The sequence below is a fragment of the Dyadobacter sp. CY323 genome (assembly GCF_021390245.1).
GTDB lineage: Bacteria > Bacteroidota > Bacteroidia > Cytophagales > Spirosomataceae > Dyadobacter.
Genome location: NZ_JAJUXH010000007.1, coordinates 23168 through 46467 on the forward strand (window position 1 = coordinate 23168; position 23300 = coordinate 46467).

The following is a 23300-nucleotide window of genomic DNA, read 5'->3' on the forward strand; positions in this document are numbered from 1 at the left end:
ACTATAAGTATATACAAAAGTATATTTTAACAACAACAAAGTCAAGTATTTTAACAACAAAATTATATTAGATGTCAATCACTGGCCAAAGAATTAAGAGGTACCGCGAACTAGCTGGTATGAATCAGGATGAGCTGGCGGCCCTGATGGGCAAGTCCGGGAAGACTATTGTATCGCACTGGGAAAATGGAAAAGTCGATCCATCCCTTGCGCAGGTGCGTAAAATGGCCGAAATTTTTAATACGACGGTAGCTCAGCTCGTGGGCGAAGCGCCAATACTGGAAGAACCACGCGAAAATTATGTGATGGTTAGAAAAGACGATCTGATCGGCTTACAGTGGAAAGCGCTGGAAATGGAAGAAGAAAGGGTACGCAACTTGAAAGAACAACTGGAAAAGGCGCTGAACCCCTACGAAGAACCGAAAAAGCTATCTCAGGCCGACATTCCGCTGAAACAGATTCCGGAATCCAGCAGCGCAGGTGAAACTGATGAAGATCAGTAAAATCCAAAGCTTATCATAACCCCATTCAGCAGCCATATACCCGCCCAGTACCGGTCCGATAATCTGTGCGACCGACTGGGCAACCGAGTATGCCGCTGAATACTTTCCCCGGTTTCGCTCACTCGCGCGGTTTATCACAAAGGTGCTTAAATACGGTATCGCCAGCATTTCGCCGATGGTAAACAGCAGTACGGCCGCAGCTGCCAGTAAAATTGGAAAACCCACCGGGACCACCAGCGCCATAAATGCCAGCCCGCAAAATAAGACCCCGGCCGTAATGTAAAAGGAATCGGGACGCCGGTTCGCCAGCTTCTGGATCAAAACCATTTCAAAGACAGCGATCACGAGCCCATTCATCCCAAGCAAGATCCCGATCATCGACTCACCGATGTGCATTTCTTCTTTCCAATAAACCGGCGCCAGCCTGAAAAGAAGCACAAAACACACCATATATAAGGTTGTCATAATTAAAAACCGGACGAAAAACCGATCTTTCCACGGTGAGATCCCCGGAATTTCTTCCTCCATATTCATCGTAATCTGCCGGATCATCCTTCCTTTTGATAGCAGCGCAGCAATCAGAATTCCTGCCAATGCGTAAATCACACCATCCACCCAAAACAGCAAATGGTAATTGATCGCCGCCAGGAGCCCTCCCACCGAAGTTCCGAAACCGAATCCGATATTAGTGGCCAAACGGTTAAGTGCATACGAACGTGTCAGATTCTCCGGCGACGAGTACGCGGCAATGGCAGTACTGTTCGCTGGTTTAAAGGCTTCCACGAAAAAACTAAGTAAAACGATCAGCACGCACAGGCCCGTAAAATTCGCAACAAGCCCGAAAAGCACAAAAAACACCCCGCTCAGGATCAAACTAATGATCTGGACGGGACGAAATCCCCAAATGTCGGTGAGATAACCTCCCGCCATTGCGCCTAATACTGAGCCTACCCCAAAAAGTGTGATGATCAATCCGGCGTCGGTGATGCTTCTGTGGAGGTTTTGGGTCATGTACATGCTCATAAACGGCACGGCCATATATCCACAACGGTTCACAAGCACGACGATGCTCAATAACCAGGTTTCACGACTTAAACCACTGAAAGAAATGCGGTAACTGTCAATTATTTTGTTGATCATAATGGTAATGCAAGCTCACGCAAAGCTCATAACAAATCTTTAATGATGTGTATGCTTTCTTCAAGTTCTTCCAGGTTCGACGATGCAAAACCCAATCGTATTGCATTGTGACGCGGGCTCCCGGGATATGCATTGGAGCCTTCGGAGAAATACAAATCCTTCTTTAATGCCTTGCCAGCCAATTCTTTCAGATTGATTTCCGGGTCAAACTTTGCCCAGACAGCCATTCCACCGTCCGGTATCTGAAAGCTCACGCGATCACCCAGTTTTGTTTTGAGCAGATCACAAAAAAAGTCCCTGCGCTGTTTATAAACCCGCACCGATTTCCGGAGATGCCTTTGGATCACACCGGTTTGGATCAATTCCGCCATTGCGTTTTCCAGCATTTGATCACCCTGACGATCAATAATGCGCCGCAGCCGCGCCAGTTGCGCAATCACATCTTCCGGTCCGACGAGGTATCCAACCCGAAATGCAGGTGAGATCGTTTTGGTAAATGAACCGCAGTACATCACCATTCCCGCTTTGTCCGCACCGGCCAAAGGCAGCAAAGGTTTGCTCAGATAATGAAAGTCGTAATCATAATCATCTTCAAAAATAATGAAACCATACTTGTCCGAAAGCTTGATCAATTTAATGCGACGGTCGGCCCTTAATGCAACGGTGGTCGGATAATGGTGATGCGATGTGACATATAGTAACCGGATCGACTGCTTTTTACAAACCTCCTCGAGCGCATCCACATCAAGCCCGAATTCATCCACAGGCAACTCAATCACGTTCGCACCTGCCTGGACGAAATTCATATTCGCTCCGAACCATCCCGGGGAATCTACCACCACAAAATCTCCACGACGCAGCAAACCCGTACTCACCAGGTGGATTCCCATAATTACGCCCCTCGTAATCAAGATGTTATCAGCTGATACTTTCAATCCTCTGGTTTCATTGAGGTAAACAGACAATTCCTGCCGGAGCCAGGACGAACCTTTTGTATCGCCATAACCCAAACGCATATAGGGATTACCGTTCAAAAGCTGGCTTCGGTAGGCGCGCGACAATTCTTCCAATGGCGCCAATCGGGGATCCGGAAAACCATCGTCCAAATGCAGCCTGGTATCCGATTTCAAGACAGGTCTGTTCAGGTAAGGCGGTGTTTCAAACTTGAAACCTGCTTTTTTGAGAGAGTTCGAAGACTTTTCCGGTGTTTCTTCCTTTGACGTTACCTGAATTTCCGGAAGATTTTTAGCTACAAAAGTTCCGTTTCCTGTATGACTTTCCAGCCAGCCCTGCGCCAATAGCTCGTCGTAAGCCTGGACAACCGTGCGTCTGTGGATTTTCAACATGCCCGCCAGCTGCCTGGTACTCAACAAGCGGTAACCAGGCTGCAATGTGCCGTTTCGGATCAGCCCCATGAGTTGATTTGCCAATTGCAGGTAAACCGGCAGGCGTTCCGATTTTTCAATCGCTAATAATGTAGAAAGGATGTTCACCGAATTGGACTACCAAAATTTTAAATATTGGATCATAACAAGCATCCAATTTGCATTTAATTTTGTGTAAAACAAAAACACCATGCAAAATCACCCTCCGCACCTCGTCCCAAGCCGGCTCCCTAAAAGAGCGCATTACGATCATGAAACCATTTGTTCGATCCTTGAAGAAGCACTTTTCTGCACGATCAGCTATGTTTCCGACCATCGCCCGTTTTCCATTCCGACCGCATTTGTAAGGTACGAAGACAAGATTTACATTCACGGATCGGTGGGAAGCCACTTTATCAGAGAAATTGAGAAAGGGATTCCCGTTTGCATTTCCATTATGCTTACAGATGCGCTGGTCGTGGCGAAGTCTGCATTCAGTCACTCGGTGAATTATCGCTCCGTTACGATTTTTTCCCAAGCCGAAAAGATTGAGGATTTTGAAACGAAAAAGGCCGCATTTGAATGGCTGACTGACAAAATTGTACCCGGCAGCTGGGAATATTTACGGCCCATGAAAGACAGTGAGGTCAGGAAAACCACGGCGCTGGCATTTGCATTTGACGAAGCTTCTGCGAAAACCCGCGATGGAATGCCGAACGACGAGGAAGAAGATCTTGCATTGCCGATCTGGTCGGGCATTATCCCCATACCAAGTACAAAGCTTGCGCCGATCCCGGATGAATCCAGTAAAAATCTTCCCCTTCCGCAACATTTAATATAGCCGTGCAACCTTGGCGTTAAATCCGGCATCTTTCGGTCAAATTAAGATGCCAGATTTAATATAAAACATTGCACTCCATGACAGGAAAGGAACTATTTGACCGCTACCAACTGGCTGCACTTGCAAAGGGACTTGGCTCCCAGGAGTTCCATTACGGAAACATTTTATATCAGGCACTTCGGCTTGAAGGCGAAGAAAAAGTTTTTCAGTTATTGGAAATGGCTGAAAATACAGGGAAACGCGTCGCATTAGGCTATTCCGCATTTTCGCATGACAGCCGCATGGATCCCGACATGGCCGTTTTGATTTAACGGTTTACCTATAAAGGTAAATGGCCATTCTGGTATCAATAACAGCTTTCGCTGCCTTTATCCACTCCGGCAAATTATTGGCCGACCATTTTCTTTTCTTTGTCAGCAAGACCTGTTTCCTTTGAGGGTAAACCGGTTACCTGACGAATAGCATGGAATTTTTGATTGTCCTGGCCTTTTTCGGTTATATCTTCTACTTAAGAAATTACGCTGACTTGCGAACGGCCTCTGAAAAAGAAGAAGCCGCATTGGCCGATGGCATCGCATTATACAATAGTAACAAACTAGATGAAGCACTCGCCTACTTCAATCGTCGCATTGCGGAAAAACCAAAGCTTCCCATTGCATATCTCTATCGCGCGCTGATTTTTAAAGCCAATGGACATCAGGAGGAGTCAGAACGAGATCTGAAAACAGCAGTTAGCTTAGATGATGCTGTTTATCGGATCCAGCTTGAAGTAGGAAAAATGTATTTGGAAAAGGGTGATTTCGGAAATGCGCTGATTGCATTTAATAAGGTTGAGAACCTTGCAGATACATTAAACCCGGAAGTTTATCACCTGCGTGGCCACACGTACTTGAAGCTCAACCAACCCGACGCCGCGCAGCAGGATTTTAATCTTGGAAAAGATATCCGCGCAGCTGGACAACCAGAAACGGCTTTTCAATCAACATCGAAAAGTGAGTTCGTTGACCGTAAGTTTATCGCCAGCTTTTTGATGGTCATTTTTACGAGTGCGATGGTCGTTTCTGTGATACATCATGCTAAAAGTGTGCATATCCCGTATCTGGTGGCCGTTTTCTCGGCGATCATCATTGGTTTCGCCGAGCCTCAAAAGGGTTGGTTTCTCGCAATCGCCCAATGTGTTTTAATTTTTGCCGGCTACATGTCGTTTGTTGAAACACCCGGGAACAAAGGTCAACAGGAACTGGAAAACTTTGGTTTATACGGTTCCATGATCCTCACATTTGCCGCCAGCTTTTTGGGAGCTTTTTTAAAGCGTGCCCTCAATATGAAATGAAAAAGCGAATCGGCCCTGCTTTCCTGATTTTCTTGCTGGCGCATCTTCTTACGGCTGCTATCTATCAGCAAAACGAGTCAAAAGTCGTGTCCGAGACCATCAGCCGGTTCAAATCCGATTCTAAAAATCTGTCGGCCAGTCTTGATATCCTCGACCATGCGTTGAGCGGGATCGATAATGCGGACGAGAAATCGATCCTCCATGCGAAGATTGCAATGGCAGACAGTCGTTTGGCCTACAAGAAATTGGAATACTTTATGGAGTATTTCTTTACCACTTCTTCCCGCATTTACAACCGCGCGCCGAAAAACGAGGTAGAAGAACCGTTTTTAGAATGGCAGGCACCCGCAGGATTTCAATATATTGAACAAATGCTTTTTGATACACTTCCTGAGGATCACAGGAAGGATTTTCGGGATCAGGTCCGGCTTCTGAAACTGTCTTCTGAAGACTTACCGTCACTGTTATACCGGTTTTCGGGCACAGAAGGCCAGATCCTCGAAAGCATCCGTTTGCAGCTCATCAGGATCATCACGCTCGGAGTCACAGGTTTTGACGCTCCATCACTTAAAACAGGTATCCGCGAATCGAAAGTCGCGCTCGAAACGATGCAGCCTACGCTGCTTTTTTATTCCAAAAACAAAAACAGGACAACGGACAGCGTGGCGTATTTTCTTGAAAAATCCATTCATTATCTTAGTCTAAACACTGATTTTGATACATTTAACAGAATGGAATTTCTGACTGAACATGCATTACCGTTACAGAAACATCTGGGAATCCTAATCAGAAGTTTAAACCTGGAAGTCAATAAAAGTAAGATCCTGAATTACAATGCCGAACATCTCTTTTCGCGCGACGCTATCCATATCCATGCAGTAACCGGTCGTAAAAGTGCGGTATCAAAAGACGAGATACGGCTGGGTAAACGGTTGTTTTTCGAGAAACGACTTTCTGGAAATGGAAAACGAAACTGTGCGTCGTGCCATAATCCGGATACTTATTTTTCGGACAGTCTTGTGCGGAGCAAGGGATTCAGGCCAAATACCGTGGTGCGGCGCAATGCTCCTTCCTTGTTGTACGCGGGTTTGCAGCATAACCAATTTTGGGATGGCCGGGCAAAAAACCTGGAAACTCAGATTGGGCAGGTACTGAAAGATCCGGAAGAAATGCATGGAAATATGCCTTCTATTCTTAAAAAATTAAATGCAGATAAAAATTACTCCGCTGCATTTCAAATGGCCTTTGGTAAGAAAAAGTCTGGTAAGATTGTAGAAAAGGACATTTACCGCGCCATCGCATCCTACATTGCTACGCTCAATCCCCATAATTCCCCGTTTGACGAATATATGGCGGGTAATAAAAAAGCATTGACGGAAAATCAAGTCGCCGGTTTCAATCTTTTTATGGGGAAAGCGCAATGCGGAACCTGTCATTTTGCGCCCGTTTTTAATGGCCTGGTCCCGCCCGCATATCTGCTCACTGAATTTGAAGTTTTGGGCACTCCCGGAAATGACGATTTGAAAAAGCCCATCACGGATTTAGATAGAGGTCGGTTTGCATTGTATCCCGTTTCATTCTATGAGAATGCTTTTAAAACGCCGACCGTCAGAAATTCGTCGGCGACTGCACCGTATATGCACAATGGCGCATTCAAAACGCTGGAAAACGTCATTGAATTTTATAATGTCGGCGGCGGCGAAGGAATTGGAATGGATGTCAAAAATCAGACACTTTCCTCCGCGCATCTCAATCTTACCGATACTGAAAAAATAAACCTGGTTGCCTTTCTCGAAGCTTTGACGGATGACATCAGTAAATTAAAATAATTGTGTATCAACCAATTATGCTTTAAACAGTTGAATATGAAATCACTTTTACAATTCAGTTCTTTCAAAATGGTGTGCAGTTATACATTGCTCATTTCATGTATTTTGAACAGCTTTACTGCATTCAGCATTCCTTCTCTGATACGTGGCCCCTATTTGCAATCGGCCACATCGGTAAGCATTGTGATTCGCTGGCGGACCGACGAAGCTTCGAATAGTCAGGTAAAGTTTGGCAGTTCAGCCGCAAACCTCAACAAAGTTGTCGACGACGTCACGCCGGTTACTGAGCATGAAGTCAAATTGACCGGGCTAAATCCAAAAACCAGGTATTACTATTCCATTGGAAGCAGCAGTACGGTTTTGCAGGGTAACAGTGAAAATTACTTCGAAACTCCACCCCTGCCCGGAGCAATCGGCAAATACCGGATCGGCGTGATCGGTGATTGCGGAAATAACTCTGTTAATCAGTTAAATGTCCGGGATCAGGTAGGAAATTATCTCGGCGCTAACTATATGAATGCGTGGATCTTATTGGGTGATAATGCATACTCGTTCGGCACAGATCCGGAATATCAGTCGAATTTTTTTAACGTATATAAAGATGGTTTTCTTAAAAAAAGCCCATTATATCCTGCGCCGGGTAACCACGATTATGCAGACAATTCAGATCATCAAAATGATCACAACATTCCTTATTATGATGTTTTTACGATACCAAAACAAGGAGAAGCCGGTGGCGTTGCGTCGGGTACAGAGGCTTATTATTCATTCGATTATGGAAATATTCACTTTCTATCTCTGGATTCGTACGGTAAAGAAGATAATGCGACCCGCCTCTATGATACTCTCGGAAAGCAGGTTACATGGATAAAACAGGACCTCGCAGCCAATGCAAATAAAGACTGGATCGTCGCATACTGGCACCATCCGCCTTATTCGAAAGGTTCTCATGACTCTGACACAGAATCTTCCATGCTCAAAATCAGGACCGATTTCATTCGGATTTTAGAACGTAATGGTGTGGATCTCATCTTGTGCGGGCACAGCCATGACTACGAGCGGTCGAAATTAATGCAGGGACATTACGGTTTGGAGAATTCCCTGGATCCCTCTGTGCATAATTTGAGCAGTTCGAGTGGTATGTATGACGGCTCGCTCAATTCCTGTCCCTACGAAAAAAAGTCAGCCAAAAACAGAGGAACCGTGTATGTGGTCTCTGGCTCGGCTGGCCAGCTTGGCGGAATGAAGGCCAACTATCCGCATGATGCGCTGCCATTTTCCAATGCGACACACGGCGGTGGAATGGTGCTGGAAGTGGAGGGTAACCGGCTCGACGCGAAATGGATCGGGGCCGATGGTGTGATCCGGGACAAGTTTACATTAGAAAAAGACGTAAGCCGAAAGACAAACATTGATCTGACCTCAGGAAACAGCGTAACCCTAAATTCGTCGTTTATAGGAACTTATAAGTGGAATATGGGTGCTACGTCCAGGTCCATTGTGGTTTCGCCCACCGTTGATACCGACTACATTGTTAAAGACAATTTCGAATGCCTGAGCGACACATTCCACGTCAAAGTCAGCCCGGTGTTGCCTGTCAAGCTGATTTCATTCGACGGCGTGGCGGATGATGCCAATCAGGTGACGTTGAAATGGGTGACCAGTTTCGAGCAAAATGCTTCGCAGTTCGTCATTGAACGTTCAACCGACAGCATCACGTTTGTTGAGATTTCGAAAATACCGGCGCAGGGAAATTCTCAGGGAACTAGTTCTTACGCGGCGATCGACAGTACCGCAGGCAATCAGCATTCTGAGAAATATTACTATCGACTCAAACAAATCGATCAGGATGGGACGTACATCTACTCCAAGATGATCGTGGTAAAACTCCATTCACTTTCTGCAAACTTCGATTTAAGCCTCGTTCCTAATCCATCGGGAGGCAGCGAGGTCACGCTAAAATTAACCCGAGGGAGTATGTTTGACGGTAAAGTAACCGTGTACAATTTAACTGGCAACCAGGTATTTGAAAAAGAACTAACGTTCTCAAACACTCGGAAAATCACTTTCCCAAGAAGGTTACAAGCTGGCATTTACCTTTTCCGGTTCACCTCCGGTGGGAATGTTTTGACGAAGAAAGTGGTGGTTCAGTGAGTTTTCGAATCCCAGCTTAAAATGATAAACAGTGCAATCAACGGGACTGGCTTGGTTTTTTAGTTCGATCAGATAAATCAAACTAAAAAACCATGTCTTTGGAAAACGAAAAACGAAAGGAATTGGAGGAGAAAATTCTCTCTAAACGTCAGCAAATTGAGTTTGAGCGGAATAGTGTGGAGGCTGATCAGATGCTGTCAGATGACAACCGGGAAAACCCTGATGTAAAGGAAGAAATGATCAATGCAGGCCAATCGCCGGAAAGCGATCTGGACGCCACGGACCTGAAATCACTAAAAAGTTTGGAGCAGGATTTAGAAGATCTGATCCAAGAGCTGGATGATCTTAAACGAGGCTAAACTGCTTTAACTTCTTGTTCCAGCACTTCTTTCGTTTTAGTCAATTCGCTGACTACCTCACTCCATTTGTCTGAATTTGTGCCAAATGGATCATAGTCGACAGGAAGTTGCCCAACTACATTAAATAGATCGTTTGACTTTTCCCTGATTGTCGACACAAGCCCGGCGACGTGAAAAATGTTCAGTATTTTGTGTGCATTCGTGATCGTGTAATCCTGCGTCGTGCAGAAAACCAGTGATCCGTCATTATAGTGGCATTCAATATTTCTCATGGCTTAATATGTGATTCATGATCGGTTATTACAAAATATCATACCAACAGACTACCTTATAATGCATGTACTGGCACTGAAACTTCCACACTGGTGGAGTCTGATTCCTTTCCGGTCGTTTTACCAATCCCGAAATCGCCGCGATTCACTTTAAATGTCCCCTGAAACAACGATTTGCCCTCAGATTCTTTGAATAAAAAAGGGATTGAAACCGGCTTCCTGATGCCGTGCATTTCCAGTTCTCCATTTACCACATATCCGGAATCCAGTTTTGAGACATTCGTGGAAACGAACCGGATTACCGGAAACTGTGCCGCATCAAACCATTTTTCGCTTTTTGCGTGCTTATTTTTTAACTCGATTCCGGTGTTAATGGAATTCACATCGACCGAAACATCAAATTTTGCATTCAATGGATTTTCCGGATCAAACTGAATGTCTCCACTGAGCTTTTCAAAGGTTCCATGCGCATATTTGCCATCGAACCGGATGATGTAACCGTCCGCGATCTTCCAGGTTTTTATTACTAAAATTGTGAAAGAAAAGGCTATCGTAGAAAGAATAAGAAGCAGATTCCTTTTCATGACGCTTGTCTTATGAGGTTTGGCTTGAATGCATAACTGCCAATCTGCGACGGACTGACGCCGGTAAATTTTTTGAATGCTACGGAAAAATGCTGTGAATGCTCATAACCCAAAATATTGGCAACCGCCTCGACCGACATGTTGCAATCTTTCAGCAGTTTCGCCGCATATTCCATCCGCAATTTCCTCACATATCCGAAAACCGTTTCTCCAAATAGTGTTTTAAATCCTTTCTTGACCTTAAACTCATTTAAAAGGCAAACACGGCTTAATTCGCTCAGCGACAGATCGGACAGAAAGTGAACTTCCAAATGCTTTTTTAAAGCATACAGTTTTTCCGCTTCATCGGGTTTGACCGAATCACTTGCCGGACCCGGAGATTTGAATTGTTCGATCTGCAAAGCAAGAAGTTCCAGAGTTTTAGACTGGATCATGAGGTTACGCATTGGCCCCGAGTAGGTGCAAACGCGCATTTCATCGATCAGTCGCAGCATGTGAGGGGTCATATCCAACGTGCCTTCCGTTCCGGAAAACGGACGATTATGGTACAAATTCTCATGGATCTTTTCGCTCCACGGATCGTCACAGCCTAGGGCTCCGCTAAAAAAGTTCTTTTCAAGGCTGATGTGGAACATTTCCAGCGAGGATTTGGAAGCTACCTTATTGATATTTCCCCCGTCCGGTGCGTACACCAGGTTATGTTTCCGGGGACGCATATTAAGTTCTCGTTTAATGCCAACAAATTGAGTGTCAAGCTTTCCAGAAAGGTGAAAATTGATATTGACCGTATCGGATGGCGAGCTATCATGTAATTCAATCGCTTCCTCCGTCTGCCAGCACAGGTTCATAAGGTGCATGTGAGGAAATAATGCATTCCTGAACCGGATACTCCCGGCTTTGGGATGGTACCTGCTGGTAAACTGGGGGCACGCGTCGGCAGGTTTGCCCGTACTGACCGACTTGGGATCGGGGATGTGGCTGAACTCGAATACGTCCGTTGAATTGATAATCATGGCTGGCTAATGGTTAATTTTCTATTCTTAAAAGCTCTAAAATAATGGTTTTCGCAGCAGTTAGTTGACAGAAGTTACTTAACGGAAATCACACGCTGAAAGAGGTTGCCGAATAATCCCTCCTGCGTAGAATTTTATCCTTTTTGCGTACGCGCCGATTCGCGATCCGAACACAACTTTGCAGGCAAAAAATGGATAAGCTATGATTCTTAAAATTTTGAAATGGACCGGAATTGTTCTCGGTGCGATTGTCTTCATTCTTGTAACGGCATACATCAACGTCAGCATCAATGTGAATGGCCGCATGAATAAAACGTACACTTTTAGTGAAGAGGCTATAGAGATTCCGTCAGATAGTCTGACTCTTGCCCGCGGAAAACATCTGATCGCCATTAAGGGTTGTCAGGATTGTCATGGGACTGATTTGGGTGGAAAAATCATGAACGACGATGGAGCCGTAGGCAGGCTTGTTGCCAGTAATCTTACAAAAGGTTCCGGTGGTTTGCCCGCAGATTACAGTGACTCGGATTGGCTCATGGCGCTTCGGCACGGTGTAAATAAACAAGGTAAGCCACTGATTTTCATGCCGTCACATGAAACCACCCTTCTTTCTCAGGAAGATATGTCTGCACTCATTGCCTATTGCGGACGCGTTCCGGATGTGGACCGCGTGATGCCGAAGATTGATTTGGGGCCGGTTGCATTGGTGATGAGTTATCTGGATAAAACGCCATTATTATCTGTTGAAAAAATCGATCATAACAAGCCGATGGTCGCACAGGTAGATTCAAATGAAGGAATAGAACAGGGAAAATATTTGTCCATTTCCTGTTCAGGCTGCCACAGAAGTAATATGAAAGGTGGCGAGCCCCTGGCCCTGGGATTTCCTCCCGTGCCTGACATTAGCCGATCCGGACATGTCGGTAAATGGTCACAAGATCAATTCATTACAACTTTGACAACCGGTACTACTCCGGAAGGCCACATTCTCAAAAATGAAGATATGCCCTGGAAAATGACTGCGCAGTATACCCAAACAGAGCTCGCGTCACTTTATCAATATCTCCAGTCCATTGACTAAAAGCATAACTGCCTGGATTTGAAAGTCCGGGCAGTTATGAATATCAGTTGTTTCCGATTGCGATCGGTTTATCGTTTCGCGACCATTCACTCCACGACCCTACATACAAACCCGCCCCATCAAAACCAGCCTCTGAAAGTGCAAGTAACGTGTGACAAGCCGTGACCCCGGAACCGCAATGCACAATCACATTTTCAATCTTCCGGTCTGCAATGGCCGACTTATACATTTCCCTCAACGCTTCCACGGATTTGAACTCTCCGCTTTCATCCAAATTGGATGTATAGGCAATATTGACCGCGCCTGGAATGTGTCCGGCTACCAGATCAATCGGTTCGCTTTCACCGATATACCGGTAATGCTCCCGCACATCGATGACCATAAAATCCGGATCCGTAGAAATCTCAGAGATATGGTTCATGTCTACGGTTGGCAATTTCCATTCCGTTAACGGATAATTGGTTTCTGCGGGAGATCCGGGAATTTCCTGTGTAATCGGAAAATCAGCGGCTTTTAATGCATCCAAACCGCCACTCAGCACATACACGTTTTCATGCCCGGCTGCTTTGAGCATCCACCAGAATCGCGCGGCTGCATTTGCTCCTTTTTTATCGTCATAAACGACAACGGTCGAGCTTGGTGCAATGCCCAGTTTTCCAAGAAATGCGCTAAATGCGCCAGGCTCAGGCAACGGGTGTCTGCCGCCATTGGCCGCATTTTCGCCTTTTTCAGAAAGGTCCGTTTCGAGGTCTGCGAAAAGTGCATGTTCAAGATGCGCAGCTTTATACCTCTCAAAAGCATCTGCGCCACCCCTCGCATCGACGAAGATCACCTGCTCCTGGCTTGAAATGTCTTTTAGTTTTTGTGTGGTAATAATGTTCATAATGAATGGATAGCGATTGAATTTCATAAAGAAAGTGACTTTTACGGACAATTTGCGTCTAAAATATATCCATATCAAACTCAAATTGGGTATGCCCCTTCTCCGCAACTGTTCACACGCATTGGTATCGTTAAGTAAAATTGAAAAATACCTACTTAAACCCGAATCATCCCGAAGGCCAGTCCAAAGCAAGATTTTTATTAAATTTGGGTATTCTGTCAGAAATAGTATTTCTCTTCAAACCGCCCTAATAAAAGTGGCTTGCGAAGGTAAAGTAGTGAAGCAAGAATACCGACCACCTTTCGGAACACGTGTTACGATGATCGGGAAATGCGAATCACCCGACAAACGAAATCCAAAGGTTCTAATCGGTTGGTTTTTTGATATGAACGATGACCAGAATATTCCCCGATTGATCACTGTAATTCCTTGATAAAGTATGATTAGCGAATTGGACAAAGTGGTGCTCACTGAAAATATTTACAACTACGAGTTAAAAGTTGGGGATGTAGGAGCAATTGTGATGATTCACGGAGAAGATTTGGGATATGAAGTCGAGTTTATAGCGCTGGATGGCGACACGATCGCGGTGGAAACGTTAAACGCAAATCAAATACGCGCGATAAGGAAAGGATAAATAGCGCACGTTCGAAAGGTTCAACCTGTTATTTCTTAATTACTAGTTTATTAATGCTCCACTCTGAATTTCTTCCTGCGGATCTGGACCAGCTTCCGGCATTGCAACCCCCGACCTGGGGCGACCTTGTTCCCCGGTTTGCGTATTTTATTGAATCTGAATATTGCCGCCCCATTAAAATTTCTGAAAATGGCCAGGTGGTCGCGATTGGGACAAGCATCTATCATCAGGATACTGTTTGGCTTGCCTGCATTGTGGTTCATCCCGATCACCGCAACAAAGGTTTGGGGTTAACAATGACCAAGTCATTAATTCAGGACATCGATCAGGAACGGTATCAAACCATTTATCTCGATGCGACTGACTTCGGATACCCTGTTTACTTGAAATTGAATTTCGGGGTGGAAATGGCGTATGGGCATTTTTCTAGAAAGGAGCCTCTTTCTTCTTCTTCTTCATTATCAGAAAAAATTCTTCCATTTTCAGAGGAGTATAAAAATCAGATCTTCGAACTCGACCGGCAGGTTTCGGGCGAAGATCGCCGCGGCGTACTATCCGATTTTATAGGATCGGCATACTTGTATATGGAAGAATCACGCGTACTGGGATACTATATTCCGGATTGGGGCGATGGGCCTGTCCTGGCAATCGACGATGTTGCCGGGATTGAGTTGTTGCGAATGCACATTCAGCGAGCTGGTACCGCCATTTTACCGATCGATAATAAATCGGCCATTCAATTTCTTGAAGCGAATGGATTTCAACAACTCCGGTTTTCCCGTAGAATGGTTTTAGGTAAAAAACGGGATTGGAAAGCAGATAAAATTTTCAACCGGATTAGTGGGCAATTAGGTTAATCACCTCAGATTCAAGTCACTGATTTTCGAAAACTCGGTGTGAGGGGCCATTTCCCGGATAATGCCTTTTTTATCAACCAATATAAAAAATGGCGTTTCACTAATTTTATAGCGGTGATTAAAACCATATGAATCGGGCACCGGAACGAAGCCGCAATTCCGTTTTGGAATCGCTTCTAAGCATTCTTCCGACGTATTCAGTGTGGTCCCGAGCGAGACAATTTCAATTCCCTTTCTTTTATTTTCATCAATAAAATTGGAAATCACTTTGGTACTGGCCAGCGTGTAAAGTGGTTTTTCATATTTAACCCAAAATCCGAGCAGAATATATTTTCCCCGCAACTTTTCCGAATTGTATTCCTTTCCGTCCAAACCCTTCATAATGAATGGAGGCAGCGGTTCCCCTATCTCGGGCATTAAATCGGAATTCTGCATCACCGCCCCATTTTCCTGAATCTGCAACTGACTTCTTTTAATCAATTCGAATGATGACGGTTTCCCGTATTTGTCAAAAATAGGCTGCGTTTTATACACCCCCGGATTTCGCCTAAGCAACTCATCATAAGCTTCGTAACTGATTTTCTTGCCGGTCGAATGGTTGATAATGACGGTTTCACGGTTCATTACAAACTGCTGACTTACTTTTCCATTGTACCGGGTTACTTTGGGTTCGGGTGGCTGACCGTTTGAAATGTAAAAGGAAAGAGTAAAAATGAGAAAAGTAAAAATCTCAGTTTTATTGAAATTCATGTGGAACGGTTTTATTAAGATTTTGATTGTATTAGTATCAAAAGTTTGATATTTTGCATCACAAATTCTGACTCGCGGCGTTGATATAACTGTGGAGCTTGTCAAAATATTTTAACAAAAATAAAAAATTGAATCAAGGATATGTTTGAGCGGATTCGTGAGAAGTTGGAGATTTTAGCAGACGCCGCCAAATACGACGTATCTTGCTCATCCAGTGGAAGTAATCGAAAAAATGAAAACAAGGGCCTGGGCGATGCCTATGGAACCGGAATTTGTCACTCGTACACAGAAGACGGCAGGTGCGTTTCTCTTCTGAAGATTTTGCTGACCAACCACTGCATTTTCGATTGTGCCTTTTGTGTGTCCCGTCGGAGTAATGACATTAAACGGGCTGCATTCACGGTAGAAGAAGTCGTTGAGTTAACTATGAATTTTTATCGCAGAAATTACATTGAAGGGCTTTTTCTAAGTTCCGGCATATTCAAAAACGCCGACTACACGATGGAAAGGCTTGTCAGGATTGTAAAAAAACTGCGGAATGAGGAGCGATTCAATGGATATATCCACCTGAAAACGATTCCCGGCGCCAGTGAAGAATTGCTGAAAGAAGCCGGAATGTACGCGGACAGAATGAGTATCAATCTCGAAATGCCGACTGAAACCGGATTGAAATTATTGGCCCCTGAAAAATCACATGAAGAAGTTAAGAAACCTCTGAATTACATTCAAAAGAATATAAATCAATTTTCGGACGAAAAAGCATTGATTAAGAGTGTCCCGAAATTCGTCCCGGCCGGGCAGAGTACTCAGATTGTGATTGGGGCCACACCCGATACCGACAAGGAAATCATGGATACGGCCAATGCATTCTACAAAAATTTCTCACTGAAACGGGTTTATTATTCGGGCTATATTCCAATTAGTAATGATAACAGGTTACCCGTGATCGGCACGCAGCCGCCATTGATCCGCGAAAACCGGTTGTACCAGGCCGACTGGCTGATGCGGTTTTATGGTTTTAATGTCCAGGAAATTTTAAATGATGCACACCCGAATCTCGAAGCGGATGTGGACCCTAAATTGAGCTGGGCATTGAGAAATCTGGACCGTTTTCCAGTGGACGTCAATACCGCAGACTATCATATGATTCTGCGTGTTCCGGGAATCGGCGTGGCCTCCGCATTAAAAATCGTTCAGGCAAGAAAATTCGGGAGATTATATCAGGACAATCTCAAAAAAATAGGAATCTCATACAACAAGGCAAAACATTTTATCCGCTTTGCAGATAGTCCGGTGCAATTGAAGGATTTTGAATCCGGGCACATCAAAGGATTGATTTTAGCAGAAAGTCAGAGCAAATATCAGAGGGTCGCAGCCAATCAACTTTCTATTTTCTAATGGAAACGTTCATTTTTGATGGCACGCTCGAAGGTTTACTGACATCGATCTTTTATTGTTACCAACGAAAATCCGGTACTGTAAAGCTGATTAACAAGGATTATCATTTGCCGGATGTCTTTCAAACGAACTTTCTGGTGGTCAGTGACGATGAAAAAGGCCGGAGAGTGTGGGAAGGGTTGAAGAAAAAGCTTGATAAAGAATGGCTGCTGCGATTTTACCAATCTTATTTGTCCGAACAGCCGGAGACATTTCAGCATCTGTTCAATTTTGCAAGATATATCATCGATAACCCGGCAGGCGCAGAACATAATTTTGGAAATCCGCATGTGCTGGCCATATCACAAATGGCGCAGAAAGTGCATCGCGAAAAACATCGGATGGAGGCATTTATCCGGTTCCAAAAAACGGCTGATGAAATTTTTTATGCCCACATCGAGCCGGATTTCAACGTGCTACCTCTGCTCACCGAGCACTTCCAAAACCGGTATGCAGACCAGAAATGGATAATTTACGATTTGAAACGAAAATATGGATTGTTTTACGACCTCGAAAAAGTGGAGGAGGTAGCATTCGATTTTTCGGCTGAAATGTCGCCAAATTTAAATGCTTTACCCTCCCGACTTCTTGATCCGAAAGAAGAACTTTACAGTGTTTTGTGGAAAGACTATTTTCGAAGTACCAACATTCCTACCCGCAAAAATATGAAGTTGCACATCCGGCATGTCCCCAAACGTTACTGGAAATATCTGTCCGAAAAGCAGCAATAAGTAAGATTTACTTCATTTTACTTCCCAGCCAATCCTGTCTGAATTTCTGCATTTCGGCGGTTACCGGCTGGTTGATATCCTCGTTCAACTCAACAACAAACCGGGGATTTTCCGCGAATGTAATGGTAGCAGAATTTTGTTGGTCGCGGTGACGATACGTAACCGTAACCTTTTCACCAGGTTTATGACCTTTCAAAATGGCTGTCAGTTCCGCCTGCGTACCCGTAGGTTTTCCGTCCACACTGATAATCTGATTGTCGATATCTAGTCCGGCATCGTATAAAGGTGTTCCAATGATGGTGTTTGAAATAATGGTCAGTTCGGTTCCCTCTTTATAGCGAACATCTCCGATCCACGCTTGTCCCTCAAATTGCTTTTTCAGCGACAATCCGGCCATTCGGAGCAATGGAGCATAATTAAATGCTTCATGTCCGTTTACATATTTTGCAAAAAAACCCTCCGCGAAGGCTTTGTCTTTCGCATAACTTTCGAGTACTTTTTGAAGGTCTGAAACCGTATAGGCTACTTCCGGTTTGCCATGTTTTTGCCAAACCAGTTTCATAAAGCCATCAAGGTTCAGGCCTTTTGCGCGCAGTTCCAGGTCAAGTGCCAGCGCGATGGACGCGCCATACGGGTAATAAGAAGTATAGGTATTCGGGTAGTTCGTTTTGTCGATCGCCACTCCGGCGTCGACAAAAACCGCCTGGCAACTCGCCTGAACGGGTGAAATGCGTTTTGCGCCAGCCGTATTTTCTTTTGTGTTGACGAGAGAAGTAAGTGTGCGGCAATATTCTTTTGGCGAATCAAAACCGGCACGTTCGAGAATCAGGTCACCGTAATATTGTGTAAATCCCTCGGCGAACCATAGCTCGAAGCTCATATTACTTTTCTCAAAATTAAACGGCTCCAAGCTTTTAGGCCTGATCCGCTCGACATTCCAGGTATGAAAAAATTCATGAGAGAACACACCCAGCAGATTGTTATCGCCTGTAAATGCTGTTGGAATGGAGATCATCGTACTGTTCCGGTGTTCCATCCCATCGCCCCGCACGTATGGATTAATGCTGGCAAGGAAGGTGTAACTTGCTACATCAAAGGTTGGAAATTCACCAAAAACCGTTTGCGCCTCCTGAGTTACCTTCTTTACTTTTGCCGCAAACTCATCTGCTTTTGCATCCGTTGTTGTAGCTTCCAAAGCCAGCCTGAAATTCGATTTTTTACCTCCCCCATTGTCCAGTGCCCATCCTTTTACGAATAAATTACCAATCTTGGTTGGCGAGTCCAGAAAATATTGCAGGTCCGGTGCCGTGAAAATTGTTACATTTTTGGTTGGCATTAATTGGGTAGCGATCGTCCATTCGTTTCCTTCCGGCAAATTAAATTTAACCTCAATCGGTGCCTTTTGTAATTCCTTCACCCACATAAAAGTCGCCGGCATGTTCAGATGCACACTCGCCGGATCGATTCCCGCATAGGTCCCATCCGCATGGTTTGCATACAATGTATAGGAGACTTTTACAGATCCGTTTACGCCGGAAATTTGGTAAACATCACCGTCAATCCGCTGAACCGGCAGGGCTTTGCCCGATTGATCCTCCGCTACCACATCATAAATGTTCTTTCCATATTCATGGGTCGCATACCGGCCCGGCGACGATCTGCTCATGCGAAAAGTCAATTGCTGCTGAGATGCTTCCGAAACGGTCAGTGAGATGCGGGCTTCGTGGTGCGCGATATTTGGGAAAGAAACATCGTAACTGATTTTCTGGCCAAATAGCGAGCCGCTAATAACTTGAAAGCCAACAATAAAGAGTATTTTTTTTAACATGATACCGGGTTAATAAGTTAATGCTGCCTGACCAATTTAACCCATTCCATTCACAATTTCCAAACCGATACCCGGAGTAAGCGTATTATTGCTTAATTTTTCCACCTGAATTCCATTAAAACTTAACAATGTCTAGACCCGCATGAAAAAACTGTTATTCCTGGCTGCATTCACATTCCTTTTAAACGAATCTTCCAAAGCACAATCCAAATCCATTTTCAATGGGAAAGATTTGAAAGGATGGCACGTCGACGTTCCTGAAATGGACAAAGACAAGTCTGTAAAAAGCCCCTTTCTGGTTCGCAATGGATTATTGGTGAGTTTAGGTGCGCCGGGTGGACATTTGATTACCGATGCGCAATACGAGAATTTCAGATGGACCTTTCAGTATCGTTTTGCCGGAAAGCCGGGAAATTGCGGCGCACTGGTATTTGTATCCACTCACCGGGCGTTATATGAAATGTTCCCCAAATCAATTGAAGTTCAAATGATGAACCAGAATGCAGGTGATTTTTGGTGCATCCAGGAGGATATAACTGTTCCGGATATGGAAAAAAGACGTGGCCCGAAAGAAAAATGGGGCGTGAATGGAGACAAGCTGCGCCGCATTCCAAACCTGACCGACGGAACCGAAAAGCCATTGGGCGAGTGGAATTCCATGGTGATCGAATGTGTTAAAAATTCGATCAAGGTGTGGCTGAATGGCGAAATGGTCAATCATGGGTACAATGCGACCGCCTCAAAAGGTCAGATCGCAGTACAATCGGAAGGTTCGGAAGTTGAGTTCAGGGAAATGCAGATTACGCCTATTAAAACACTAACCAAATAATGCCAACATTCAGATCCAGCCGGATTTTCAGAAATATAGGGATTGTATTTATCGTCGTTGCCAACATCGGTTGCGACCAGATCTCTAAAAACGTAATTCGCCAAAATATCGGTTTTTACGAAACCAGGACGATTGTTAAAGATCTGTTTACCATCACGTATGTCGAAAATCCGGGCGCATTTCTGAGCATCGGAGGAAATTTACCTCACACGGTCAAGCTAATCGTTTTGTCCGTTATTCCTTTGATCGCCCTTATTTTCGGGATCGTTTATATCTTAATGAAAAAGAACCTGACCTGGTTGAGTGCGCTTTCGCTGAGCTTCGCGATCGGAGGCGGCATCGGTAATATTTACGATCGCATGGTACACGGTTCCGTCACCGATTTCATGCATCTCAACTTCGGCCTTTTCCAAACAGGAATATTCAACATGGCCGATGTCTCCATTATGACGGGGATGTTTATTTTTCTGGCGCAATCGTATCAGAGGCAGAGAGGGAGGATGTTGGGGTAGCTGTTAGCTGTTAGCTGTTAGCTGAAAAACAAAGTTTGGCTAACAGCTAACTGCTAAAAGCTAATAGCTTTCTACACTCCCACCGATCTTCTGATAATATTCAATGCTGAACCGGCTTTGAACCACTCGATCTGCTGATTGTTATACGTGTGGTTTACCGGGAATTCTTCGTTTGTGCCGTCGTTATGATGCAGTACGATTGTTAATGGCTGACCTTCGGCGAAGTTTTCCAATCCTACGATATCAATGGTATCATCTTCCTGGATTTTATCGTAATCAGCCGTGTTTGCAAAAGTCAATGCAAGCATTCCCTGCTTTTTCAGGTTGGTTTCGTGGATACGGGCGAAAGACTTCGTCAGGATTGCACGAACCCCCAGGAAGCGCGGCTCCATGGCTGCATGCTCACGGGATGAACCTTCTCCATAGTTTTCGTCGCCGACTACGATCGTTCCGATTCCGTGCGCTTTATAATCACGCTGAACAGCAGGAACTTCTCCATATTGATTACTAAGCTGATTTTTAACGGTATTGGTTTTTTCATTATAGAAATTTACCGCGCCGATCAGCATGTTATTCGAAATATTATCAAGGTGCCCACGGTATTTTAACCACGGCCCTGCCATTGAAATATGGTCGGTCGTACATTTTCCTTTTGCTTTAATGAGCAGTTTCAAACCTTTCAGATCTGTTCCTTCCCATTCAGCAAATGGAGCCAATAATTGAAGACGGTCAGAAGTTGGGCTCACCAAAACCTGAACCTGGCTTGGATCTTCGGCCGGAGCCTGGTACCCGGCATCTTCTACCGCAAATCCGCGTGTAGGCAATTCCAGGCCACTTGGTTCGTCGAGCATTACTTCTTCACCGTCCACATTCACCAGTTTGTCAACGCGCGGGTCGAAAGTAAGACGTCCGGCGATAGCCATTGCGGTGACAATTTCGGGCGATGCTACAAATGAATGCGTGTTCGGATTACCATCGGCACGTTTCGAGAAGTTACGGTTGAAAGAAGTGATAATGGAGTTCTTTTCTCCTTTCTCAGCCCCGTGACGTGCCCATTGTCCGATGCAAGGCCCGCAAGCGTTCGCGAGAACCACACCGCCAATCTGAGCGAACGTATCCAGGAAACCGTCACGATCCACCGTATATCTTACCTGCTCAGAACCGGGAGTAATGGTATATTCTGAACTTACTTGCAATTTTTTATCAACAGCTTGTTGTGCAAGAGAAGCCGCACGGCTTACATCTTCATAAGACGAGTTCGTGCAAGACCCAATCAACCCCACCGAAAGAACTTCCGGCCATCCGTTTTCTCTCACAGCCGTAGCGAATTTCGACAATGGCCACGCCAGATCCGGTGTAAAAGGACCATTAATGTGTGGTTCCAATGCAGAAAGATCAAGCTCGATCAACTGATCAAAGTATTTTGCAGGATCAGCATAGACTTCGTCATCGGAACGGAGGTATTCCTGAACCGCATCAGCTGCATCTGCAATGTCTGCACGTTCTGTGGCCCGCAAATAGGCTGCGCTTCTTTTATCGTATGCGAAGATCGAGGTTGTAGCACCGATTTCAGCACCCATGTTACAGATGGTCGCTTTCCCGGTAGCAGAAATGCTTTCAGCACCTTCCCCAAAATATTCAACTACATATCCTGTCCCACCTTTCACAGTCAATTGACCTGCAACCCAAAGGATTACGTCTTTCGCTGCTGTCCACCCGCTCAGTCTGCCGGTTAATTTTACACCGATTAATCTTGGCATTTTCAATTCCCACGCAAGCCCTGACATTACATCACTCGCATCCGCTCCACCGACACCAATCGCGATCATGCCCAAACCACCTGCATTTGGCGTATGAGAATCCGTTCCGATCATCATACCACCTGGAAATGCATAATTTTCAAGAACGACCTGGTGAATGATACCTGCACCCGCTTTCCAAAAACCTAAACCATATTTGTTGGAAACGGAGGAAAGGAAATCGTATACCTCTCTATTTTTATCGACAGCAGTGGCCAAATCCTGTACTGCACCTACTTCTGCCTGGATCAGGTGATCGCAATGTACAGTTGAAGGAACGGCAACTTGCGGGCGGCCAGCCTGCATAAATTGTAAAAGGGCCATTTGGGCAGTCGCATCCTGCATGGCAACGCGGTCGGGAGCGAAATCTACATACGACTTCCCACGTTCGTAAACCTGGGTGGGTGTACCTTCCCACAAATGAGAATATAGGATCTTCTCTGCCAAGGTCAAAGCACGCCCCTCAATTGCCCGGGCAGCTTCAACTCTATCTTGCATGCGGGCATAAACGCCCTTGATCATGTCTAAGTCAAATGCCATATCTTTTGTAATTAATACTTATGT

Annotated in this window: 24 protein-coding genes; 15 read left to right on the forward strand and 9 right to left on the reverse strand. The window is 45.0% G+C overall.

Going from position 1 to position 23300, the window contains the following annotated elements:
• The first annotated feature begins 71 nt into the window (after positions 1-71).
• Positions 72-503 (forward strand): helix-turn-helix transcriptional regulator, encoded by a 432-nt coding sequence (locus LZG72_RS12985; protein ID WP_233872655.1) that lies wholly within the window; start codon positions 72-74, stop codon positions 501-503.
• Here LZG72_RS12985 and LZG72_RS12990 read toward each other — a convergent pair.
• Both LZG72_RS12990 and LZG72_RS12995 read right to left on the reverse strand, forming a co-directional pair.
• The gene (locus tag LZG72_RS12990; protein WP_233872658.1) at positions 429-1643 is read right to left on the reverse strand and encodes an MFS transporter; all 1215 of its coding nucleotides are present in this window, start codon (positions 1641-1643) and stop codon (positions 429-431) included. The two genes, LZG72_RS12985 and LZG72_RS12990, sit on opposite strands and share 75 nt — an antisense overlap.
• A 26-nt stretch (positions 1644-1669) precedes the next feature.
• Positions 1670-3136, reverse strand: coding sequence for a PLP-dependent aminotransferase family protein (locus LZG72_RS12995; RefSeq protein WP_233872661.1), 1467 nt, complete (start codon positions 3134-3136; stop codon positions 1670-1672).
• 82 nt (positions 3137-3218) lie between these two features.
• Here LZG72_RS12995 and LZG72_RS13000 point away from each other — a divergent pair, with 82 nt between their 5' ends.
• The 6 genes from LZG72_RS13000 to LZG72_RS13025 all read left to right on the forward strand — a co-directional run bounded on the left by LZG72_RS13000 (position 3219) and on the right by LZG72_RS13025 (position 9523).
• The gene (locus LZG72_RS13000; RefSeq protein WP_233872664.1) at positions 3219-3848 is read left to right on the forward strand and encodes a pyridoxamine 5'-phosphate oxidase family protein; all 630 of its coding nucleotides are present in this window, start codon (positions 3219-3221) and stop codon (positions 3846-3848) included.
• Between the two features lie 77 nt (positions 3849-3925).
• Positions 3926-4159 (forward strand): hypothetical protein, encoded by a 234-nt coding sequence (locus tag LZG72_RS13005; RefSeq protein ID WP_233872667.1) that lies wholly within the window; start codon positions 3926-3928, stop codon positions 4157-4159.
• Positions 4160-4311: 152 nt separating this feature from the next.
• Positions 4312-5181, forward strand: coding sequence for a M48 family metallopeptidase (locus LZG72_RS13010; protein ID WP_233872670.1), 870 nt, complete (start codon positions 4312-4314; stop codon positions 5179-5181).
• Entirely contained in the window at positions 5178-7010 is a 1833-nt protein-coding gene (locus LZG72_RS13015) for a cytochrome-c peroxidase (RefSeq protein ID WP_233872673.1), read from the forward strand. Before LZG72_RS13010 ends, LZG72_RS13015 begins: the two co-directional genes overlap by 4 nt.
• 36 nt (positions 7011-7046) lie before the next feature.
• Positions 7047-9164 carry a metallophosphoesterase gene (locus LZG72_RS13020; protein ID WP_233872676.1) on the forward strand — a complete coding sequence of 706 codons (2118 nt, stop codon included), beginning with the start codon at positions 7047-7049 and terminating at the stop codon, positions 9162-9164.
• Positions 9165-9256: 92 nt separating this feature from the next.
• A complete protein-coding gene (locus LZG72_RS13025; RefSeq protein ID WP_233872679.1) occupies positions 9257-9523 on the forward strand; it encodes a hypothetical protein in 267 nt (88 codons plus the stop codon).
• Here the strand turns inward: LZG72_RS13025 and LZG72_RS13030 are convergent.
• From LZG72_RS13030 to LZG72_RS13040, 3 genes are read right to left on the reverse strand one after another with little or no spacing between them, the layout of a single operon-like run.
• Positions 9520-9795 carry a hypothetical protein gene (locus LZG72_RS13030; protein WP_233872681.1) on the reverse strand — a complete coding sequence of 92 codons (276 nt, stop codon included), beginning with the start codon at positions 9793-9795 and terminating at the stop codon, positions 9520-9522. The two genes, LZG72_RS13025 and LZG72_RS13030, sit on opposite strands and share 4 nt — an antisense overlap.
• A 56-nt stretch (positions 9796-9851) precedes the next feature.
• Positions 9852-10379 carry a YceI family protein gene (locus LZG72_RS13035; RefSeq protein ID WP_233872684.1) on the reverse strand — a complete coding sequence of 176 codons (528 nt, stop codon included), beginning with the start codon at positions 10377-10379 and terminating at the stop codon, positions 9852-9854.
• Positions 10376-11392: a helix-turn-helix transcriptional regulator gene (locus LZG72_RS13040; protein WP_233872687.1), complete on the reverse strand. Its 1017-nt coding sequence runs from the start codon at positions 11390-11392 to the stop codon at positions 10376-10378. The genes LZG72_RS13035 and LZG72_RS13040 overlap by 4 nt, the downstream gene beginning before the upstream one ends.
• A 202-nt stretch (positions 11393-11594) precedes the next feature.
• Between LZG72_RS13040 and LZG72_RS13045 the strand changes: the two genes are divergently transcribed.
• Positions 11595-12473, forward strand: a complete 879-nt coding sequence (locus tag LZG72_RS13045; RefSeq protein WP_233872689.1) for a c-type cytochrome — start codon at positions 11595-11597, stop codon at positions 12471-12473.
• Positions 12474-12516: 43 nt separating this feature from the next.
• Here the strand turns inward: LZG72_RS13045 and LZG72_RS13050 are convergent, their stop codons facing one another.
• On the reverse strand, positions 12517-13383 hold the full coding sequence (locus tag LZG72_RS13050; protein ID WP_233872692.1) for a sulfurtransferase: 867 nt from the start codon (positions 13381-13383) through the stop codon (positions 12517-12519).
• 64 nt (positions 13384-13447) lie between these two features.
• Here LZG72_RS13050 and LZG72_RS29455 point away from each other — a divergent pair, with 64 nt between their 5' ends.
• From LZG72_RS29455 to LZG72_RS13060, 3 genes are read left to right on the forward strand one after another with little or no spacing between them, the layout of a single operon-like run.
• Positions 13448-13789, forward strand: coding sequence for a DUF6883 domain-containing protein (locus tag LZG72_RS29455; protein ID WP_409017700.1), 342 nt, complete (start codon positions 13448-13450; stop codon positions 13787-13789).
• Between the two features lie 6 nt (positions 13790-13795).
• Positions 13796-13993, forward strand: a complete 198-nt coding sequence (locus tag LZG72_RS13055) for a DUF4926 domain-containing protein (RefSeq protein ID WP_255701022.1) — start codon at positions 13796-13798, stop codon at positions 13991-13993.
• Positions 13994-14046: 53 nt separating this feature from the next.
• Positions 14047-14850, forward strand: a complete 804-nt coding sequence (locus LZG72_RS13060) for a GNAT family N-acetyltransferase (RefSeq protein ID WP_233872695.1) — start codon at positions 14047-14049, stop codon at positions 14848-14850.
• Here LZG72_RS13060 and LZG72_RS13065 read toward each other — a convergent pair whose 3' ends face one another.
• The gene (locus tag LZG72_RS13065) at positions 14851-15600 is read right to left on the reverse strand and encodes a thioredoxin-like domain-containing protein (RefSeq protein WP_233872697.1); all 750 of its coding nucleotides are present in this window, start codon (positions 15598-15600) and stop codon (positions 14851-14853) included.
• 141 nt (positions 15601-15741) lie between these two features.
• On the opposite strand from LZG72_RS13065, the gene LZG72_RS13070 reads away from it, so the two are divergent.
• Both LZG72_RS13070 and LZG72_RS13075 read left to right on the forward strand, forming a co-directional pair.
• Entirely contained in the window at positions 15742-16998 is a 1257-nt protein-coding gene (locus tag LZG72_RS13070) for a putative DNA modification/repair radical SAM protein (protein WP_233872699.1), read from the forward strand.
• Entirely contained in the window at positions 16998-17768 is a 771-nt protein-coding gene (locus LZG72_RS13075) for a TIGR03915 family putative DNA repair protein (protein WP_233872701.1), read from the forward strand. Before LZG72_RS13070 ends, LZG72_RS13075 begins: the two co-directional genes overlap by 1 nt.
• A 7-nt stretch (positions 17769-17775) precedes the next feature.
• Here the strand turns inward: LZG72_RS13075 and LZG72_RS13080 are convergent, their stop codons facing one another.
• The gene (locus LZG72_RS13080; protein WP_233872703.1) at positions 17776-19596 is read right to left on the reverse strand and encodes a M61 family metallopeptidase; all 1821 of its coding nucleotides are present in this window, start codon (positions 19594-19596) and stop codon (positions 17776-17778) included.
• Between the two features lie 142 nt (positions 19597-19738).
• On the opposite strand from LZG72_RS13080, the gene LZG72_RS13085 reads away from it, so the two are divergent.
• Together LZG72_RS13085 and lspA are read left to right on the forward strand one after the other, a co-directional pair.
• Entirely contained in the window at positions 19739-20425 is a 687-nt protein-coding gene (locus LZG72_RS13085) for a DUF1080 domain-containing protein (RefSeq protein WP_233872705.1), read from the forward strand.
• The gene (gene lspA / locus LZG72_RS13090) at positions 20425-20937 is read left to right on the forward strand and encodes a signal peptidase II (RefSeq protein WP_233872707.1); all 513 of its coding nucleotides are present in this window, start codon (positions 20425-20427) and stop codon (positions 20935-20937) included. The genes LZG72_RS13085 and lspA overlap by 1 nt, the downstream gene beginning before the upstream one ends.
• Positions 20938-21008: 71 nt before the next feature.
• On the opposite strand, the gene LZG72_RS13095 is transcribed toward lspA, so the two are convergent.
• Positions 21009-23276 (reverse strand): aconitate hydratase, encoded by a 2268-nt coding sequence (locus tag LZG72_RS13095; RefSeq protein ID WP_233872709.1) that lies wholly within the window; start codon positions 23274-23276, stop codon positions 21009-21011.
• Between the last annotated feature and the right edge of the window lie 24 nt (positions 23277-23300).

Excerpts from the sequence above, each read along its gene's own strand:
- LZG72_RS12985 (WP_233872655.1), top strand. The coding sequence starts at position 72 with ATGTCAATCACTGGCCAAAGAATTAAGAGGTACCGCGAACTAGCTGGT.
- LZG72_RS12990 (WP_233872658.1), bottom strand. The coding sequence starts at position 1,643 with ATGATCAACAAAATAATTGACAGTTACCGCATTTCTTTCAGTGGTTTA.
- LZG72_RS13000 (WP_233872664.1), top strand. The coding sequence starts at position 3,219 with ATGCAAAATCACCCTCCGCACCTCGTCCCAAGCCGGCTCCCTAAAAGA.
- LZG72_RS13005 (WP_233872667.1), top strand. The coding sequence starts at position 3,926 with ATGACAGGAAAGGAACTATTTGACCGCTACCAACTGGCTGCACTTGCA.
- LZG72_RS13010 (WP_233872670.1), top strand. The coding sequence starts at position 4,312 with ATGGAATTTTTGATTGTCCTGGCCTTTTTCGGTTATATCTTCTACTTA.
- LZG72_RS13015 (WP_233872673.1), top strand. The coding sequence starts at position 5,178 with ATGAAAAAGCGAATCGGCCCTGCTTTCCTGATTTTCTTGCTGGCGCAT.
- LZG72_RS13020 (WP_233872676.1), top strand. The coding sequence starts at position 7,047 with ATGAAATCACTTTTACAATTCAGTTCTTTCAAAATGGTGTGCAGTTAT.
- LZG72_RS13025 (WP_233872679.1), top strand. The coding sequence starts at position 9,257 with ATGTCTTTGGAAAACGAAAAACGAAAGGAATTGGAGGAGAAAATTCTC.
- LZG72_RS13030 (WP_233872681.1), bottom strand. The coding sequence starts at position 9,795 with ATGAGAAATATTGAATGCCACTATAATGACGGATCACTGGTTTTCTGC.
- LZG72_RS13035 (WP_233872684.1), bottom strand. The coding sequence starts at position 10,379 with ATGAAAAGGAATCTGCTTCTTATTCTTTCTACGATAGCCTTTTCTTTC.
- LZG72_RS13040 (WP_233872687.1), bottom strand. The coding sequence starts at position 11,392 with ATGATTATCAATTCAACGGACGTATTCGAGTTCAGCCACATCCCCGAT.
- LZG72_RS13045 (WP_233872689.1), top strand. The coding sequence starts at position 11,595 with ATGATTCTTAAAATTTTGAAATGGACCGGAATTGTTCTCGGTGCGATT.
- LZG72_RS13050 (WP_233872692.1), bottom strand. The coding sequence starts at position 13,383 with ATGAAATTCAATCGCTATCCATTCATTATGAACATTATTACCACACAA.
- LZG72_RS29455 (WP_409017700.1), top strand. The coding sequence starts at position 13,448 with ATGCCCCTTCTCCGCAACTGTTCACACGCATTGGTATCGTTAAGTAAA.
- LZG72_RS13055 (WP_255701022.1), top strand. The coding sequence starts at position 13,796 with ATGATTAGCGAATTGGACAAAGTGGTGCTCACTGAAAATATTTACAAC.
- LZG72_RS13060 (WP_233872695.1), top strand. The coding sequence starts at position 14,047 with ATGCTCCACTCTGAATTTCTTCCTGCGGATCTGGACCAGCTTCCGGCA.
- LZG72_RS13065 (WP_233872697.1), bottom strand. The coding sequence starts at position 15,600 with ATGAATTTCAATAAAACTGAGATTTTTACTTTTCTCATTTTTACTCTT.
- LZG72_RS13070 (WP_233872699.1), top strand. The coding sequence starts at position 15,742 with ATGTTTGAGCGGATTCGTGAGAAGTTGGAGATTTTAGCAGACGCCGCC.
- LZG72_RS13075 (WP_233872701.1), top strand. The coding sequence starts at position 16,998 with ATGGAAACGTTCATTTTTGATGGCACGCTCGAAGGTTTACTGACATCG.
- LZG72_RS13080 (WP_233872703.1), bottom strand. The coding sequence starts at position 19,596 with ATGTTAAAAAAAATACTCTTTATTGTTGGCTTTCAAGTTATTAGCGGC.
- LZG72_RS13085 (WP_233872705.1), top strand. The coding sequence starts at position 19,739 with ATGAAAAAACTGTTATTCCTGGCTGCATTCACATTCCTTTTAAACGAA.
- lspA (WP_233872707.1), top strand. The coding sequence starts at position 20,425 with ATGCCAACATTCAGATCCAGCCGGATTTTCAGAAATATAGGGATTGTA.
- LZG72_RS13095 (WP_233872709.1), bottom strand. The coding sequence starts at position 23,276 with ATGGCATTTGACTTAGACATGATCAAGGGCGTTTATGCCCGCATGCAA.